Source organism: Sodalis sp. RH16, assembly GCF_047324245.1.
Lineage (GTDB): Bacteria > Pseudomonadota > Gammaproteobacteria > Enterobacterales > Enterobacteriaceae > Acerihabitans > Acerihabitans ligni.
Map to the genome: position 1 here is coordinate 1,288,180 of NZ_CP178737.1, position 16,469 is coordinate 1,304,648.

14 protein-coding genes, 1 tRNA gene and 1 pseudogene are annotated in these 16,469 nt (G+C 54.9%); 8 read left to right on the forward strand and 8 right to left on the reverse strand.

Translation table 11 applies throughout. From position 1 onward, the window contains the following. Positions 1-178: 178 nt before the first annotated feature. Positions 179-382 (forward strand): annotated as a pseudogene (locus tag ACL2XJ_RS05890) (hypothetical protein); the annotation flags it as partial. Here ACL2XJ_RS05890 and ACL2XJ_RS05895 read toward each other — a convergent pair. The 3 genes from ACL2XJ_RS05895 to nei all read right to left on the reverse strand — a co-directional run bounded on the left by ACL2XJ_RS05895 (position 285) and on the right by nei (position 2,474). Next, on the reverse strand, positions 285-1,112 hold the full coding sequence (locus tag ACL2XJ_RS05895; protein ID WP_413726853.1) for a tyrosine-type recombinase/integrase: 828 nt from the start codon (positions 1,110-1,112) through the stop codon (positions 285-287). The pseudogene ACL2XJ_RS05890 and the gene ACL2XJ_RS05895 sit on opposite strands and share 98 nt — an antisense overlap. Positions 1,113-1,339: 227 nt before the next feature. Beyond that, positions 1,340-1,424: transfer RNA gene (locus ACL2XJ_RS05900), tRNA-Leu, on the reverse strand. A 243-nt stretch (positions 1,425-1,667) separates the two neighbouring features. Beyond that, the gene (nei, locus tag ACL2XJ_RS05905) at positions 1,668-2,474 is read right to left on the reverse strand and encodes an endonuclease VIII (protein ID WP_413725968.1); all 807 of its coding nucleotides are present in this window, start codon (positions 2,472-2,474) and stop codon (positions 1,668-1,670) included. A 191-nt stretch (positions 2,475-2,665) separates the two neighbouring features. On the opposite strand from nei, the gene ACL2XJ_RS05910 reads away from it, so the two are divergent. Continuing rightward, complete coding sequence (locus ACL2XJ_RS05910; RefSeq protein WP_132924674.1) at positions 2,666-3,160, forward strand: DUF2501 domain-containing protein; 495 nt, start codon at positions 2,666-2,668, stop codon at positions 3,158-3,160. Between the two features lie 8 nt (positions 3,161-3,168). Here the strand turns inward: ACL2XJ_RS05910 and ACL2XJ_RS05915 are convergent, their stop codons facing one another. Continuing rightward, on the reverse strand, positions 3,169-4,026 hold the full coding sequence (locus ACL2XJ_RS05915) for an SDR family NAD(P)-dependent oxidoreductase (RefSeq protein ID WP_203523685.1): 858 nt from the start codon (positions 4,024-4,026) through the stop codon (positions 3,169-3,171). A 616-nt stretch (positions 4,027-4,642) separates the two neighbouring features. Here ACL2XJ_RS05915 and ACL2XJ_RS05920 point away from each other — a divergent pair. Next, positions 4,643-5,542: a LysR family transcriptional regulator gene (locus ACL2XJ_RS05920; protein ID WP_132924670.1), complete on the forward strand. Its 900-nt coding sequence runs from the start codon at positions 4,643-4,645 to the stop codon at positions 5,540-5,542. A 169-nt stretch (positions 5,543-5,711) separates the two neighbouring features. On the opposite strand, the gene lptG is transcribed toward ACL2XJ_RS05920, so the two are convergent. Both lptG and lptF read right to left on the reverse strand, forming a co-directional pair. Next, positions 5,712-6,803, reverse strand: a complete 1,092-nt coding sequence (gene lptG / locus ACL2XJ_RS05925) for an LPS export ABC transporter permease LptG (RefSeq protein WP_132924668.1) — start codon at positions 6,801-6,803, stop codon at positions 5,712-5,714. Then, entirely contained in the window at positions 6,803-7,903 is a 1,101-nt protein-coding gene (lptF, locus tag ACL2XJ_RS05930) for an LPS export ABC transporter permease LptF (protein WP_132924666.1), read from the reverse strand. The genes lptG and lptF overlap by 1 nt, the downstream gene beginning before the upstream one ends. A 282-nt stretch (positions 7,904-8,185) precedes the next feature. Here lptF and pepA point away from each other — a divergent pair, with 282 nt between their 5' ends. From pepA to ACL2XJ_RS05950, 4 genes are all read left to right on the forward strand, one after another. Then, positions 8,186-9,697: a leucyl aminopeptidase gene (gene pepA / locus ACL2XJ_RS05935; protein ID WP_132924665.1), complete on the forward strand. Its 1,512-nt coding sequence runs from the start codon at positions 8,186-8,188 to the stop codon at positions 9,695-9,697. 85 nt (positions 9,698-9,782) lie between these two features. Continuing rightward, on the forward strand, positions 9,783-10,232 hold the full coding sequence (locus ACL2XJ_RS05940; protein WP_132924663.1) for a DNA polymerase III subunit chi: 450 nt from the start codon (positions 9,783-9,785) through the stop codon (positions 10,230-10,232). A gap of 13 nt (positions 10,233-10,245) precedes the next feature. Beyond that, positions 10,246-13,101, forward strand: a complete 2,856-nt coding sequence (locus ACL2XJ_RS05945) for a valine--tRNA ligase (protein WP_413725969.1) — start codon at positions 10,246-10,248, stop codon at positions 13,099-13,101. Between the two features lie 291 nt (positions 13,102-13,392). Next, complete coding sequence (locus ACL2XJ_RS05950) at positions 13,393-13,896, forward strand: GNAT family N-acetyltransferase (protein ID WP_413725970.1); 504 nt, start codon at positions 13,393-13,395, stop codon at positions 13,894-13,896. 133 nt (positions 13,897-14,029) lie between these two features. On the opposite strand, the gene rraB is transcribed toward ACL2XJ_RS05950, so the two are convergent. Further along, positions 14,030-14,476, reverse strand: a complete 447-nt coding sequence (gene rraB, locus ACL2XJ_RS05955; protein ID WP_413725971.1) for a ribonuclease E inhibitor RraB — start codon at positions 14,474-14,476, stop codon at positions 14,030-14,032. Positions 14,477-14,649: 173 nt separating this feature from the next. On the opposite strand from rraB, the gene argF reads away from it, so the two are divergent. Beyond that, positions 14,650-15,657, forward strand: coding sequence for an ornithine carbamoyltransferase (gene argF, locus ACL2XJ_RS05960; RefSeq protein WP_132924655.1), 1,008 nt, complete (start codon positions 14,650-14,652; stop codon positions 15,655-15,657). A gap of 232 nt (positions 15,658-15,889) precedes the next feature. On the opposite strand, the gene ACL2XJ_RS05965 is transcribed toward argF, so the two are convergent. After that, positions 15,890-16,357, reverse strand: a complete 468-nt coding sequence (locus ACL2XJ_RS05965) for a YhcH/YjgK/YiaL family protein (RefSeq protein ID WP_413725972.1) — start codon at positions 16,355-16,357, stop codon at positions 15,890-15,892. Between the last annotated feature and the right edge of the window lie 112 nt (positions 16,358-16,469).

Sequence of the window (16,469 nt, forward strand, 5' to 3'; positions counted from 1 at the left end):
AGTCACTCCCACGGATTTAAGATTGCGAGGCATAATACCTTAAAAAATATTGAGTTAGGTGTGTTTTATTCAATTGATTGCATACCCACCGGGGGCGTAATATAAAACGCTCTCACTTTGTAACATATTACCCTAATATTTCAGCATCGCCTGAGACTGTCTGGGTCGTGGAATGCGCATGAATAAATCCAACTTCGATTTTTTGAAAGGCGTTAACGATTTTATTTACGCCATTGCTTGTGCCGCAGAGAATAACTACCCGGACGACCCCAATACCACTCTGGTCAAGATGCGGATATTCGGTAAAGCCACGGCGAAACACCTCGGCGTATTATTGAATATCCCACCTTGTGACAACCAAAACGACCTGCTGCGCGAACTGTATTCGTTTTAAATCGCCGTTGACAACGGATAAAGACAACCAACGCCAGTTGCACCGCCAACCGGGTTAATTTTCTGCCGCCGTAATCATCCAGGCGTTCTAAAAAGTCCGGCAACTGTTCCAACGATAACGCGGGATGGTGTTTTGCCTTACGGGTGGCAATAGCGCCGACCAAATCCTGGGCGGGGTTATAGTCAATCAAGCCGTTTTGCATGGCGTAACGCATTACACCGGTGACCCGTTGTTGCAAACGAGAGGCTACGTCCAATTTCCCGGCCGCCTCCACCGCTTTTAACGGCTCCAGCAAATCGCGTATTTTCAGCTCGGTAATATCGCGGTCGCCCAGGCTCGGGAAAAGGTATACCTCAAGGTAATGCATCACCCTGGCGGCATGGTCCGCCCACCAGCGTTGATTGCTGGCATGCCATTCGCGGGCCACCGAGGCGAAAGTATGCGCCGGCGCATTGGCCAGCTTTTCTTCTTTGCGCTTTTCGGCGGGGTCGAGGCCGTCCGCCAGTAACACGCGGGCTTTTTCCCGCAGTTCACGGGCCTTGGATAAGCCAATAAGCGGGTAAGCGCCGAAGGAGAGTTTTTTTTCTTTGCCCTGGTAGCGATATTTAAGCTGCCATAATTTCGAGCCAGCCGGTTTTACCAGCAGATATAGGCCGTGGGCATCGCTGAGCTTGTAGGGTTTTTCGAGCGGTTTGGCGTTGTGGGCAGCGCGATCTATAAAGGCATTTTGGGGGCCTCGTGTAAATCGAACCGAAAGAGCCCCCCATTAAAGCTCCCAAATGGACCGGATGTCAATGGATGAAAAACGACCAGTATGGAAGAGGAAGAAATCGACGGTTCAGAAAGGTGTGAAATATTTTCTCTATTTAACAGATGACTATGAAACACAGTGGAAGAATATGGACATAAAAAAAGCCACCCGTGGGTGACTTGATTGTGTACTAATGGTGCCGAAGGCCGGAATCGAACCGGCATGCCCGAAGGCGGTTGATTTTGAATCAACTGCGTCTACCGATTTCGCCACTTCGGCACTGAAGTCGTACACGGAAAACGAGGTGCATTATACCGTTAACGCGTTCCTGCGCAAGACTAATCCGGCCGAAGCCACTCTGATTGCTGAAAAAATGCCCTTCCCCAGGCCTGGATTACGGCTTGAGCATCATCGCCAGTGAAATCCTAACCCACGGGGGTTGCGACATAGTTGCGGCATAAACGAGTCCAAGATTTCTGTCGCAATCACACGGTGGGTCATTATTACATTGGCTCTAACCGTTCAGTCATGCTGGCAAACAGGACACCAGTAAAACGGCCGCGACCCGTGGGTGGTTTTTTCAATGGGATGCCCGCAGCGTTCACAAGGCCGTCCCGCCCGATGAAACACCTTGAACTGAAAGCGGGCGCCATGGTGCTGTCCTTCATCCAGCGGGTCATCCATTGTGCCGCGGGTGGCGTAGGAAAGCCTGGGGATAGCCACAATCGCCTCGCACAGGCGGTCAATATGTTCCGGGCTCAAATCCCGCCCTCTTACCCCCGCCGTCAGCCTAGCCTGCCATAAAATCTCCACCCGCAGATAATTGCCCAGTCCGGCAATAAAGGATTGATCCAGCAGCAGGCTGCCGAGCTGGCGTCCGCGAAAGCGCGGCGAGAGCAGGCGCAATCTTGTTTCTTCCACCGTGAGGGCCGGATCCAGCACATCGGGGCCGATGCGCAGTAAAAACGGGTGGGCCGCCAGCGCGTCGGCATCCAGAATCTGAATATCGGACGCGCTGTACAGCAGGATGGCAAACTGTTCGTTTTCCAGGCGAACCCGGAGATCGCGTTTGGTGACCGGCGTTTCTCCTGCCTTGACCACCCGCCATACGCCGTAGAGCTGGTTATGGCTGTACAGCACCAATCCGTTGGAAAACCAGGTGAGCAGCGCTTTGCCCCTAGTCTCTATTTTTTTGATGCGTTGACCGGTCAATTGGGATTCAAAAGGCTTCAGATGCGGGAAGGCAAACCACGCCCGGGTGATTGCCCGGCCGGCTACCGCCATCATCAGGGCGTCGGCCGCGCGCCGAATTTCAGGGCCTTCCGGCATACATTTCTCCTGTTATGGGCGTTATGAAAATAATGGCGCTTAGAATTATCCTAAATCCGACATTAAATCGCCCCTTCTTTGGTCTGTTCTCTTTAGGCCATGAACTTGTCCGGCATACTAAAGTCCGAAAAAGGGACCTATGGAATAATACGATTTTACTTTTTATGCTTATGTTAAACAGGAAATTGACCATGACAATCACTCTGCGGCGTCACCTTCTTTCGCTGGCTTTGATGGCGACTTTGGCCCCTGGCCTGGCCCTGGCGGCCAACTTGATGGATTCGGTTAACAGCGCCCTTGGCACATCAGGCACCACCACGGGCAACGGCGCCGCACAAAGCGGCTCTACGGCATCCCTTGCCGGGTTGCTGGGGGGCGGCGATAAGGCCCTGAGCGCCGGCACCATGACCAATGCCGCCGGGGTGCTGGAGTACTGTGCGAAAAACAATCTGCTGTCAGATACCGGCACCACGGCAATTAAAGACAAGCTGATGGGCAAGCTGGGTATTTCCAGTCCATCCAACGCCAAGAGCCAGGATTATCAGCAGGGTCTCGGCGGAATATTGAATACCGCCCAGGGCGGTCAGCTGAACCTGAAGGATCTCGGCTCCTCGCAGCTGGGCCAGAAGGTGAAATACAAAGCCTGCAATCTGGTGCTGAAACAGGGCAAGAACTTCATTTCCTGACGGCGGCGCTATCGGCGCGGCTGCTTGATAAACGCGTTGAATGCCGATTCGAAATCCGGATGCCAGCGGGAAAGCGGCGGCCGGTTTTCGACGATATCGCCGGCGGCCCATAAAATGCGTTTTTCATCCAGGGAACGGGGCACGTCATTGTCCGGGCACAGGATATAAAAGTCGCCGGCGTCCAGCCGCTCCATCATAAAATCAGCGGTTTGATCCGCGGTCCAGGCGCCGGCGGGTTTCTCGACGCGACCGCGGCGGGTGAGCCCGGTGAAGACAAATCCAGGAATCAGCAGATGGGCGCTGAGGCGGCAGCCGTCGGTATTGCGCAGTTCGTGCTGCAATGCCTCGGTAAAGGCCTTTAGGCCGGCCTTGGCGACGTTATAGGCGGGGTCTCCCGGCGGCGTGGTGATGCCCTGTTTGGAGCCGGTATTGATCACCAGGCCAGGCCGGCCGCGGGCCATCATCTCGGGTACAAAAATCTGCGTACCGTTGATGACGCCGTATAAATTCACTTCCAGTATGCGCCGCCAGTTTTCCGCCGGACCGAACACGCCGCTGCCGGGCTGGATGCCGGCGTTATTCATCAGCACATCGGTGCCGCCGAAGCGCTGGGCAACGGCATCCCGCAGGCTGACCAGGGAATCCGGCTGGCTGACGTCCGCCTGGAAGGTGAAAACATCCTGCTTGCCTCTTGCCGCCAGCGCGGCCACCTCTTCGGCCCCATGAGCGAGGCGCTCAGCCTCGAGGTCGGCGATGCAGACGCGCAGTCCGCGCTGGGCGAAACGTTTGGCGGCGGCCAAACCTATGCCGGACGCGCCGCCGGTGATAACGGCGACGGAACCGGGTAACAGGGATAAATGGGTCATGAGTATCCTCGCAATGTTGCAATCACATCGGCGATTCAGGGTCTTGATGAACCGACGTCTCAAAACGTTCCCATGCTAAAACGATTGCCCGCCGTGGGCAACGACCTTGGACAACAGCTTACCCGCACATTTGGCCACAGTAACCTCAACGGAAGGGACATTCAGCAGTTTTTCCGATGGAGCAGGATCTCATTATCATGCAATATGCAGATACTCATCATCTTTCAAATTGCCACCTTGCTGCAATTCGAAATCTATTGGGTATATTAGGAAAGGCATATTCTACATAGTTCAAATAATATTATTAATCTGCTATTAAAAGACATTTAACAATATTATTCAGCATATCTAAAATAACGGGACACGCCAGTAGTAACGCCCGTTCGCGGTCGGTCCAATAGGTTAATGAAGGGATAGGGCACTCCGCAAGGAGTATTTTAGCCTTGTCATTATTAAAAAATAAAAGATAAAATCATTAGCCACTAAAAGAAGTTAGTCAATTGTTCTCATGCTAATGAGTTATGTAGAGGAGAATGAAGATTATAATTTTAAGTGCCCTTGCATTCGTTACCTAACGAATATCCCTCAAACCCGCGTTTCTAATTATGACTACTATATGAACAATTTTGATTTTAACTTATTGGTTGTACTGAACGCGCTGCTGGAAGATTGCAGCGTCAATCTGGCGGCCAGGAAACTGAACGTCACCGCACCAGCCATCAGCAAGTCTCTGAACAAGATTCGGGCTTTGTTTAACGATCCGATACTGGTTCGCAGCGGAACCAAGCTGATTCCCACACCGAGGGCAATTGCATTGAAGGAGGATGTGCGGCAGTTGGTTAACCGCATTGAGTCCATGTTGAATACCAATATGGCCTTCGAACCCCATACCACCAATGTGTCATTTACCATCGCGGCGAACGCCACCATTGTTTTCACCCTCAATGCCACATTATTCAGGGAAATCCAGAAAAGCGCGCCAAATGTGTTTATCAATATGGTTCATGATTCCGAATTTGATGATGACTTTTTACGATCAAACGATATCGATTTATACATTGGCGAAATGCGCGATCTGAATCCGGAGATTACCATACGTACCATTCACTCAGCGAAGTGTTATTTTATGTGCCGCTGCGGCCATCCGATCATCTGTACGGATAAGAGCATGGACAATCTGCTGAAATATCATTTTGTCCAGACCAAGGAGAAGTATCCGGCCGGTACGGATGAGGCAATGAAATATTTTTGGTCCGCGCGCCACGTCATGGGGGCTACGCCCGGTTATATGGCCACCATGAATGCTATTACCCATTCAGACGCCTTGGCCATCGTGCCGGATTTTGTGGTGAAGAATTTGCGCAAACTGAATATCGCGGTGGAATTTTTCAGTGCGGATTTTGATTTAGGCAAGCGCAGCATCATCCAGGCCTGGCACTCGAAACATAACCATTCACCCTGTCATAAGTGGCTGCGCGACCTGACCAAAGTGCTGTTTGTAGAAAGTATTAAATGAATGATTTGTGGTCGTAACGGCTGATAACAACCTGAAGGTCGATGCAATGAGGTCTTCACCACTAACCGGCGCTAACAGGAATATGCCTGTTATACCCGTCATACTTCAAGTTGCAGGCTTGCTGGCTTTCCTGCAACTCGAATTATTTAGGCATAGCGCCTCGCCGCGATTAGCGTTTTCTAAGCAATAGCGCCACGCTGATTACCAGGAATGCCATACTGGGTAACAATGCCCCGTACAGGGGCGGCAGACTGTATACCAGGCTTAACGGTCCGAAGATCTGATCCAGTACATAGAACAAGAACCCGAAGCTTATTCCCGTCACTACCCTCACGCCCATCGCCACGCTGCGCAGCGGGCCGAAAATAAACGACAGCGCCATCAGCATCATCACCGCTACCGAGAAGGGGGAGAAGATCTTACTCCACATATTCAGCTCATAGCGATTGGACTCCTGTCCGCTTTGCTTAAGGTACTTCACATAATCACGCAGGCCGGTGATGGATAAGGCGTCCGGATCCAGCGCCACCACTCCCAGCTTGTCAGGGGTCAGATTGGTTTTCCACACGCCGCTAAGCATCTGCCGGCCCGAGATTTGCTGAGGGTGGCCCGAGATCTGCTGTGGATCCGTCAAGTCGGACTCGTCCACCTGGGAGAGATGCCAGACGCCGTCGGCATATTTCGCATCGGCGGCATAGCGCAGAGTCTGCAGGCGGTTGTGCTGGTCGAAATTGTAAATATTGACTCCGGATAATTCGTCGTTGCTCACCACCCGCTCGATGTAGATGAAATTGTTGCCGTCTTTGGCCCATAAACCGCTTTGCACCGAGAGCATCGAACCGCCGTACAAGGCCTGGGAACGGTAATTTCTCGCCATTTGTTCACCCTGCGGCGCCACCCATTCGCCGATGGCCATGGTGAGCAGCACCAGGGGAATGGCTGTTTTCATCACCGAGGCGGCGATTTGCATGCGGGTGAAGCCCGAGGCCTGCATCACCACCAGTTCACTGCGGCTGGCCAGCGTGCCCAGACCGAGCAGCGCGCCGAGCAGCGCCGCCATGGGGAAAAATATCTCGATGTCCTTGGGGACGCTCAATATCGTGTAAAGACCGGCGCCGACGACGGAATAGTCGCCCTGGCCGGTTTTACGCAGCTGATCGACGAACTTGATGATGCCGGAGAGCGAGACCAGCATAAACAGGGTCATCATGATGGTGTTGAAAATCGTTTTACCGATGTAGCGGTCCAGTACTCCAAACATCAAACCGCTCCTCTTGAATGTAATCCGTCGCGTATTCTTCTCACCGGCACGGTTTCCCAAAGATTGAGTAACACGGCAATGCCCAGATAGACCAGGTTGGTCAACCACATCCATATCATCGGGTCGAGTTTACCTTTGGCGCCGTTGGAACGCAGCGAGCTTTGCAGCAGAAAAAAGATCAGGTACATCAGCATGGCCGGCAGCATGCTCATCACCCGGCCTTGGCGCGGGTTAACCGCGCTGAGGGGAACCACCATGATGGCCATGATAAATACCGAGACCACCAGTGTCAGGCGCCACTGCATTTCCGCCTTGGCCCCGGGGTCGGAGGAGTGGCGGAGTTCATGCATGGTCATCTGATCCGCGTCGGTGCTGTCCGCCGACACCGCCTGGTGGCCGATGACTGCCTGGTACTGGGTAAAATCGGTGATGCGAAAATCCCGCAGCAGCGCAGTGCCTTCGTAGCGGGTGCCTTTATCCAGCATCACCAGTTGCGAACCGTCGGCACGTTGGGTCATGTGCCCCTGATCCGCCACCACCACCGAGGGCCGGGCATTGCCTTTGGGTCGCAGCTGGGCCAGAAACACGTTCTGGAACTGCTGTCCTTTGACATTACCGACGAACAGTATCGAATTGCCGTTTTGCGCCGCCTGGAACTGCCCTTCCACCATCGCCGCCATGCTGGGATTGGCCTTGGCCTCCGCCAGGACTTCGTCCTGGTGGCGGGCGGACCAGGGAGAAAGCCAGATAACGTTGGCGCCGGCGAAAATCGCCGTCAGCACGCTGAGAATCAGCGCCGCCTTGACCAAAACGCTCTTACCCAGCCCACAGGCATGCATCACCGTAATTTCGCTTTCGGTGTACAATCGGCTCAGGGTCATCAGTAAGCCCAAGAATAGGCTGAGGGGAAGAATTAACTGTGCCATTTCCGGCACCCCTAAACCGAGTAGGGATAACACCAGGTTTGTCGGAATATCGCCGTCAACCGCAGCTCCCAGCACCCGTACCAGCTTCTGACAGAAGAAAATCAGCAACAGGATAAACAGGATGGCGAGCTGGCTTTTGAAAACTTCCCGAACCAGATATCTAAGGATGATCACGCTTATTTCGCCTGTGAAAACTTGTCTTTTTGCAGGAAAATCGATAATTTCTTTGCTAATCCACCAATAATACGTATCAATTAGCCACCTTTATCGCCAGATAGAGTATAACAACATTAAGCGTTCGGCCGTGCTATGAGAACGCACTGATTATTGCCGGAATAACGTCCTTTGCGTCGTTTAGATTAACACATAGAGTTAATGCAAAGGCGGGGGATACAATAGGGAAAGGTCTATTTTATCTTCGTTGGCCGTCTTTGTCTTTAAGATTCAGGAGTGTGCATGGAGTTCAGTGTAAAAAGCGGTAGCCCGGAAAAACAACGCAGTGCCTGTATAGTTGTCGGCGTATTCGAACCGCGCCGCCTGTCTCCCATCGCTGAACAGCTCGACAAGATCAGCGACGGCTATATCAGCGCCCTGCTGCGCCGCGGCGAACTGGAAGGTAAAGTGGGGCAGACGCTGCTGCTGCACCATGTTCCCAACGTGCTGTCCGAACGTATTCTGCTTATTGGCTGCGGCAAGGAACGCGAGCTGGATGAACGCCAATATAAACAGGTAATCCAGAAAACCATCAATACGCTGAATGACACCGGCTCCATGGAGGCTGTCTGCTTCCTGACCGAATTGCATGTCAAAGGGCGCAATACCTACTGGAAAGTCCGCCAGGCGGTGGAAACCTCCAAAGAATCCCTTTATACCTTTGATCAGCTTAAAAGCAACCGCATCGAACCGCGCCGGCCGCTGCGTAAAATGGTGTTCAATGTTCCCACCCGCCGTGAACTCACCGGCGGGGAACGCGCCATCCAGCACGGCCTGGCCATTGCCGCCGGCATCAAGGCCGCCAAGGATCTGGGGAATATGCCTCCCAATATCTGCAACCCGGCTTATCTGGCTTCCCAAGCCCGCCAATTGGCGGATCGGTTCGGCAAAACCACCACCACCCGGGTTATCGGCGAACAGCAGATGAAAGAACTGGGCATGAACGCCTATCTGGCGGTGGGCCAGGGTTCGCAAAATGAATCGCTGATGTCGGTGATAGAGTATAAAGGCAGTCCTGATCCGGAAGCCAAGCCGATCGTGCTGGTGGGCAAGGGCCTGACCTTCGACGCCGGCGGTATCTCCATCAAGCCCGCCGACAGCATGGACGAAATGAAGTACGACATGTGCGGCGCCGCCACGGTGTACGGCGTGATGCGCATGGCGCTGGAGCTGGAGCTGCCGCTGAATATCGTCGGCGTGCTGGCGGGATGCGAGAATATGGTGGACGGCCGCGCCTTCCGCCCCGGGGACGTGTTGACCACCCTGTCGGGACAAACGGTGGAAGTGTTGAATACCGATGCCGAAGGGCGGCTGGTGCTGTGCGACGCGCTGACCTATGTTGAACGTTTCGATCCGGAAGTGGTTATCGACGTGGCTACCCTCACCGGGGCCTGCGTGATTGCCCTCGGGCATCATCTCACCGGCCTGATGTCGAACCACAATCCCCTGGCCCATGAGCTAATCGCCGCCGCCGAACAGTCCGGCGATCGCGCCTGGCGCCTGCCGCTGGGGGATGAGTACCAGGAGCAATTGGAATCGAATTTTGCCGATATGGCCAATATCGGCGGCCGTCCGGGGGGCGCCATTACCGCCGGCTGCTTCCTGGCGCGGTTCGCCCGTAAATACAGCTGGGCCCACCTGGATATCGCCGGCACCGCCTGGCGTTCCGGCAAGACCAAGGGCGCCACCGGCAGGCCGGTGGCGCTGCTGGCGCAATTTCTGCTTAATCGCGCCGGTCTGAACGGTGACGAATAAGCGTAAAAAAGGTATGCTTTACCGGGCGGCTCAGGTCGCCCGTTATTTTTTTGTCTTCCCCTCTCAGGTTCTTTGAAAACGGTACATGAAAAACGCGACCTTTTATCTTCTTGACCAGGACGATCTCCGGGACGGCTTGACCGCCGTGGAGCGGCTGGCCTGCGAACTGGCGGCAAACCGCTGGCGCGGGGGTAAAAGAGTGCTGGTGGCCTGTGAGGACGAGGCGCAGGCATTAAAACTGGATGAAGCATTATGGCAGCGGGATCCGGAATCCTTTGTGCCGCACAATCTGGCGGGGGAAGGTCCCCGCTACGGCGCGCCGGTGGAAATATGCTGGCCCGGGCGCCGGGGCAACGCGCCGCGCGAGCTGTTGATCAGCCTGTTGCCGCACTGCGCCGATTTTGCCTCCGCTTTCCATGAAGTGATAGACTTCGTCCCCCATGAAGACCACATGAAACAGTTGGCGCGCGATCGCTATAAAGCCTATCGCAGCGTCGGCTTCCAATTGACCACGGCCACGCCGCCAACGCAGTGAAATACGACGCATAATGGAAAAGACATATAACCCGCACGATATTGAGCAGCCGCTTTACGAGCATTGGGAAAAACAGGGCTATTTCAAACCGAACAACGATCCGGGCAAAGAAAGCTTCTGTATCATGATCCCGCCGCCGAACGTGACCGGCAGCCTGCATATGGGCCATGCCTTTCAGCAGACCATTATGGATATCATCGTGCGCTACCAGCGCATGCAGGGCAAAAATACCCTGTGGCAGGTGGGCACCGACCATGCGGGTATCGCCACGCAAATGGTGGTGGAGCGCAAAATCGCGGCGGAAGAGGGCAAAAACCGTCACGATTACGGCCGTGAAGCCTTTATCGAGAAAATCTGGCGGTGGAAAGCGGAATCCGGCGGCACCATTACCCGCCAGATGCGTCGCCTCGGCGCATCGGTGGATTGGGATCGCGAGCGCTTTACCATGGACGAAGGGCTGTCCAACGCGGTGAAGGAAGTGTTCGTCCAGCTGTTCAAAGAGGATTTGATTTACCGCGGCAAGCGGCTGGTGAACTGGGATCCGAAGCTGCGCACCGCCATTTCCGATCTGGAAGTGGAAAACCGCGAGTCCCAATCCCACATCTGGCATCTGCGCTATCCCCTGGCGGACGGCGCCACAACCGCCGAAGGCAAGGATTACCTGGTAGTGGCCACCACGCGTCCGGAAACCATGCTGGGCGATACCGGCGTGGCGGTGAATCCGGAGGATCCCCGTTACCGGGATCTCATCGGCAAATATGTTCTGTTGCCCCTGGTGGGCCGTCGTATTCCCATCATCGGCGACGAACACGCGGATATGACCAAAGGCACCGGCTGCGTGAAGATTACCCCGGCCCATGATTTTAATGACTATGAGGTGGGCAAGCGCCACGCCCTGCCCATGATCAATATCCTGACTCTGGACGGCAATATCCGTGAACAGGCGGAAGTATTCAGTTCCCTGGGAGAAGTGAGTTCGGCTGCCAATGAAGACATCCCCGCCGAGTTTCGCGGCCTGGAGCGTTTTGCCGCCCGCCGGGCGATAGTGGCCGCTTTCGACGCCCTGGGACTGCTTGATGAAATCAAGCCCCATGCCCTGACGGCGCCCTATGGCGATCGCAGCGGCGTGGTCATTGAGCCTATGCTCACCGATCAGTGGTACGTACGGACCGCGCCGTTGGCTAAAGTGGCTATTGCGGCGGTGGAGGACGGCGAGATCCAGTTCGTGCCGAAGCAGTATGAGAATATGTATTACAGCTGGATGCGCGATATCCAGGACTGGTGTATTTCCCGGCAGCTATGGTGGGGACACCGGATCCCCGCATGGTATGACGAAGCCGGCAAGGTCTATGTGGGCCGCAATGAAGACGAAGTCCGCCGGGAAAACAATCTTGATGCAGAAGTGAAGCTTCGCCAGGACGAAGACGTGCTGGATACCTGGTTCTCCTCGGGCCTGTGGACCTTCTCCACCCTGGGCTGGCCGGAACAGACCCCCGATTTGAAGACCTTCCATCCCACCAGCGTGCTGGTAAGCGGCTTTGATATCATCTTCTTCTGGATTGCCCGCATGGTCATGCTCACCATGCACTTTGTCAAAGATGAAAACCAGCGTCCGCAGGTGCCGTTTAAAACCGTCTATATGACCGGACTTATCCGCGACGATGAAGGGCAGAAGATGTCCAAATCAAAGGGCAACGTTATCGATCCGCTGGATATGGTGGACGGGATTTCCCTGCCGGATCTGGTGGAAAAACGCACCGGCAATATGATGCAGCCCCAATTGGCGGATAAAATCCGCAAACGCACCGAAAAGCAGTTCCCGCAGGGGATTGAGCCGCACGGCACCGATGCCCTGCGTTTCACCCTGGCGGCGCTGGCCTCCACCGGCCGCGATATCAACTGGGATATGAAACGCCTGGAAGGCTACCGCAACTTCTGCAACAAGCTGTGGAACGCCAGCCGCTTCGTGCTGATGAACACCGAAGGGCAGGATTGCGGCCAGAACGGGGGCGAGATGAGCCTGTCCCTGGCGGATCGCTGGATCCTGACCGCCTTTAACCAGACGGTGAAAGCCTATCGCGACGCGTTGGATAATTACCGCTTCGACCTGGCGGCCAACGTGCTGTACGACTTCACCTGGAACCAGTTCTGCGACTGGTATCTGGAGCTCACCAAACCGGTCATGAACGGCGGCAGCGACGCCGAGCTGCGCGGTACACGCCATACGCTGGTGCAGGTGCTGGAGAGTTTACTGCGCCTGGCCCATCCCATCGTGCCGTTTATCACCGAAACCATTTGGCAGCGGGTGAAGACGCTGAAAGGCATTGAAGCCGATACGCTGATGCTGCAGCCCTTCCCCGCCTTTGATGCTGGCCTGGACGACGCACAGGCCCTGGCGGACGTGGAGTGGATCAAGCAGGTCATCATGGCGGTGCGGGCTGTCCGCACGGAAATGAATATCTCCCCCGGCAAGCCGCTGGATCTGCTGGTGCGCGGCGCCACGCCTCTGACCCGGCAGCGCATCGACACCAATCGGAGTTTTATCCAGACCCTGGCGCGTTTGCAAAGCCTGAGCCTGCTGGATGAGGGCGACAAAGGCCCGGTTTCGGTGGTGAAGCTGGTGGAAGAAGGCGAACTGCTGGTTCCCATGGCCGGTCTTATCGATAAAGCGGCGGAACTGGATCGGCTGGCCAATGAAGTCGCCAGGCTCGAGGGAGAAATCGGCCGTATCGAGGCCAAGCTTTCCAACGAGGGATTCGTCGCCCGGGCGCCGGAAGCGGTAGTGGCCAAGGAGCGGGAAAAGCTGGCGGGTTATGTCGCTTCAAAAGAGACGCTGCTGGAACAGCGGGCAACCATCGCCAATCTTTGATGCCGCGCCGGGCTGTGCTGCTTTATGGATCAGGAACCCGGCAGGTTGCAAAGCTATCGCCCGACCAACGAGTGCCTGCCGCATGAGGATGCGGCGGGCACTTGTCTCATTGAATGTCGCCTTCCGGCCGTAGACCGGATTCCTCGGCGTCCATCATGCTAGGCCTTTCATGAAAAAACCCGACAGGGGCAGCCTTTCGCCCCATGATTTTATTTGCATCACCAGTATCTGCAATGCTATTACTCGTAATAATAAAACAGATAATGTATTTCACATTCTTGAGTAATGACGATGTCCACAGCTACTTCAGTCAACATTTTGGTAAGGCCCATCGCGCCGGGTGATAATCAGGTCATCGCCGACGTGATCCGCCAGGTATCGGCCGAATTTGGCCTAACCGCGGACAAAGGCTATACGGTATCCGATCCCAATCTGGACAATTTGTATCAGCTCTACAGCCGTCCCCGCAGCGCCTATTGGATTATCGAATATGAAGGCCGGTTGGCCGGCGGCGGCGGTATCGCACCCTTGGAAGGCGCCGCGCCGGAAACATGTGAACTGCAAAAGATGTATTTTTTACCCAGTCTGCGCGGACGCGGAGTAGCTTATGAGCTGGCGCAGAGGGGATTGGCCTTCGCTCGCGGCCAAGGCTTCACCCATTGCTATCTGGAAACCACCGCCGCGCTGACCCGGGCGATAGCGCTGTATGAACGATTGGGATTTGAACATATCGACGGCCCGCTGGGCAGCACCGGGCATGTGGATTGTGAAGTGAGAATGCTCAAGCGCCTGTGAAATCCTGAGCCTGCCGTGACGAGACTAACCGGTATCGTTGTGGTTTAACCGCGCCGATACCGATTAAGGACTATGCCGCACCGGTAATGCCGCGCCGGTAATGCCATGCCGGTAAAAACGCCGGACCACGGTATCAATGACGGGTGCCGTTATCATCCCGATCGATGAGGTGATTGTGAATGGGCGGCACCACATCGCCACCGTCTTCCTCTTCGCCTTCGTCGTCTTCGCCGTCCTCAAAATAGGTGCCCCAGCCGTCATAATTGACGCCATGCCGTTCCGCCAGCGCAAACAGCTGCTCGACTTGGGCATCGATCACTTCCGCATTGAGCCCTACTTCGCTGATGGCGTCGCAGCACATCAACACGGAACCGTCTTCCACTTCCAGTTCCTCGGCATCGGTAACTTCGTAGCCCAGTTTAAACGCTTCGACCGCGGCTTTTTCCAACATATCGAAATTTTCAGCGGAAAAGTGATGTTCGATGGTGTAAAGCGCCTCCGGATCGCTGCCGTCTTCCAGCAGCTCTTCGATTATTAAACGCGTTTCATCGCGCTGCTCTTCCAGAAATTGATGTGCCATGCCCCTGTCCTCAATGAGTCGGCCGTTCGGACCACTATTTTCCCACAGCGGCGGTTAAGGCTCCAGCTTAAACATGAAAGATTTGCTTTCAATGCTTGAAATTGAATATTCATACATATAAAGTGAATTTTAATGCAAATGATATTAATGATTATGAATGGAGCAAAATGCTTATGAGAGAGTTTTATCAGCGTCATTTTCTCAGACTCCTGGATTTCACACCGGCAGAACTTCTTGAATTATTGGCGTTATCCGCCACCTTGAAACAGGAAAAACGCAGCGGGCGGGAAAAACCGCGTCTGGCGGGAAAAAATATTGCGCTTATCTTTGAAAAAGATTCAACCCGCACCCGCTGCGCTTTTGAAGCGGCCGCCTTTGATCAGGGCGCGCGCGTGACCTACCTCGGTCCCAGCGGCAGCCAAATCGGCAACAAGGAATCCATCAAGGACACCGCACGGGTACTGGGCCGGATGTATCACGGTATTCAGTATCGCGGTTACGGTCAGGAGATCGTCGAGACACTGGCGGCTTATGCCGGCGTGCCGGTGTGGAACGGCTTAACCACCGAATTCCACCCGACCCAGTTACTGGCCGATCTGCTGACCATGCAAGAACATCTCCCCCATAAGCCTTTTAACCAAATCAAATTCGCCTACGTGGGCGATGCCCGCAATAATATGGGCAACACCATGCTTGAGGCGGCGGCATTGACCGGGCTCGATCTACGGCTCGTAGCCCCAAGCGCCTGCTGGCCGGAAAATGAACTGGTGGCGCAATGCCGCCAGTTGGCGGAACAGCAGGGAGGACGCATCACCCTGACCGAAGATATCGGCGCAGGCGTGGAAGGAGTGGATTTTATCTACACCGATGTATGGGTTTCCATGGGCGAGCCCAAATCCTTCTGGCAGGAACGTATTGCCTTGCTGCGCCCGTATCAGGTGAACATGGCGATGATCAAACTCACCGGCAACCCCCAGGTCAAATTCCTGCACTGCCTGCCCGCCTTCCACGACGACCAAACCACCATCGGCAAAGAGATGGCCGAACAATACGGCCTGGCGGGGGGCATGGAAGTCACCGACGAGGTATTTGAATCCGCCCACAGCGTGGTGTTCGATCAGGCGGAAAACCGACTGCACACCATCAAGGCGGTGATGGTGGCAACGCTGTCGAAAGAGTAAAAATCCCATGGCACGCTAGGCCCGCTATCACCGGACGTACAACGAGCCTGCTAAAGGGAGAGCGCGCCAATGGGGTCGAAGCCGCCGTCTGGCGGCGGCCGGAACGCCCCATGGCACGCTAGGCCCGCTATCACCGGGCGTGCAACGAGCCGGTTAAAGGGAGAGCGCTCCTTGGCACGCCAGGCCCGCTATCACCGGACGTGCAACGAGCCGGTTAAAGGGAGAGCGCCAGTTACCGCACCAGCGCCGCTTCAATCTTCACCACCGCTTTACGCACATGCGCCGGCGCACCCACGGCACACAGCGGTTTATGCACTTCACCAGGATAATAGACCACAAAATCCCCCGCCCGCATCACGAACTGCTTTTCGTGCGCGCCGGACGCCACAAACGCCACATCCTTATCCGCCAACCAATCGGTATCGGGCTTGCCCGCCGGCAGGTTGCTAAAGGCCATGCCCTCTTCACCCTGCAGCACAATCTGGATATCCAGATATTTGGCATGGTATTCGGCGCGGCGCTGCTCAAACACATCGGTACTGTCGTTGGATATTATGACAAATACCTGATCCCCCTTGATCTCATACTTACCCAGCGGGGTATCGGCCGTTATGTGTTTTTTAACATACTCAATAGCGTCCCGCAGCGTTGCCGGCAGATAGGGAACAAGCTCAAGATGGTGAATATTACCGCTGATCATAACTATTCCTTAAACTGAAATGTTGTTTCATTATATAACCGTACTCAATGGGAAACTGAGGATTATTTAACACTTATTTTTATTAGCAAGCCAATCGTTTGCTTAATCACGG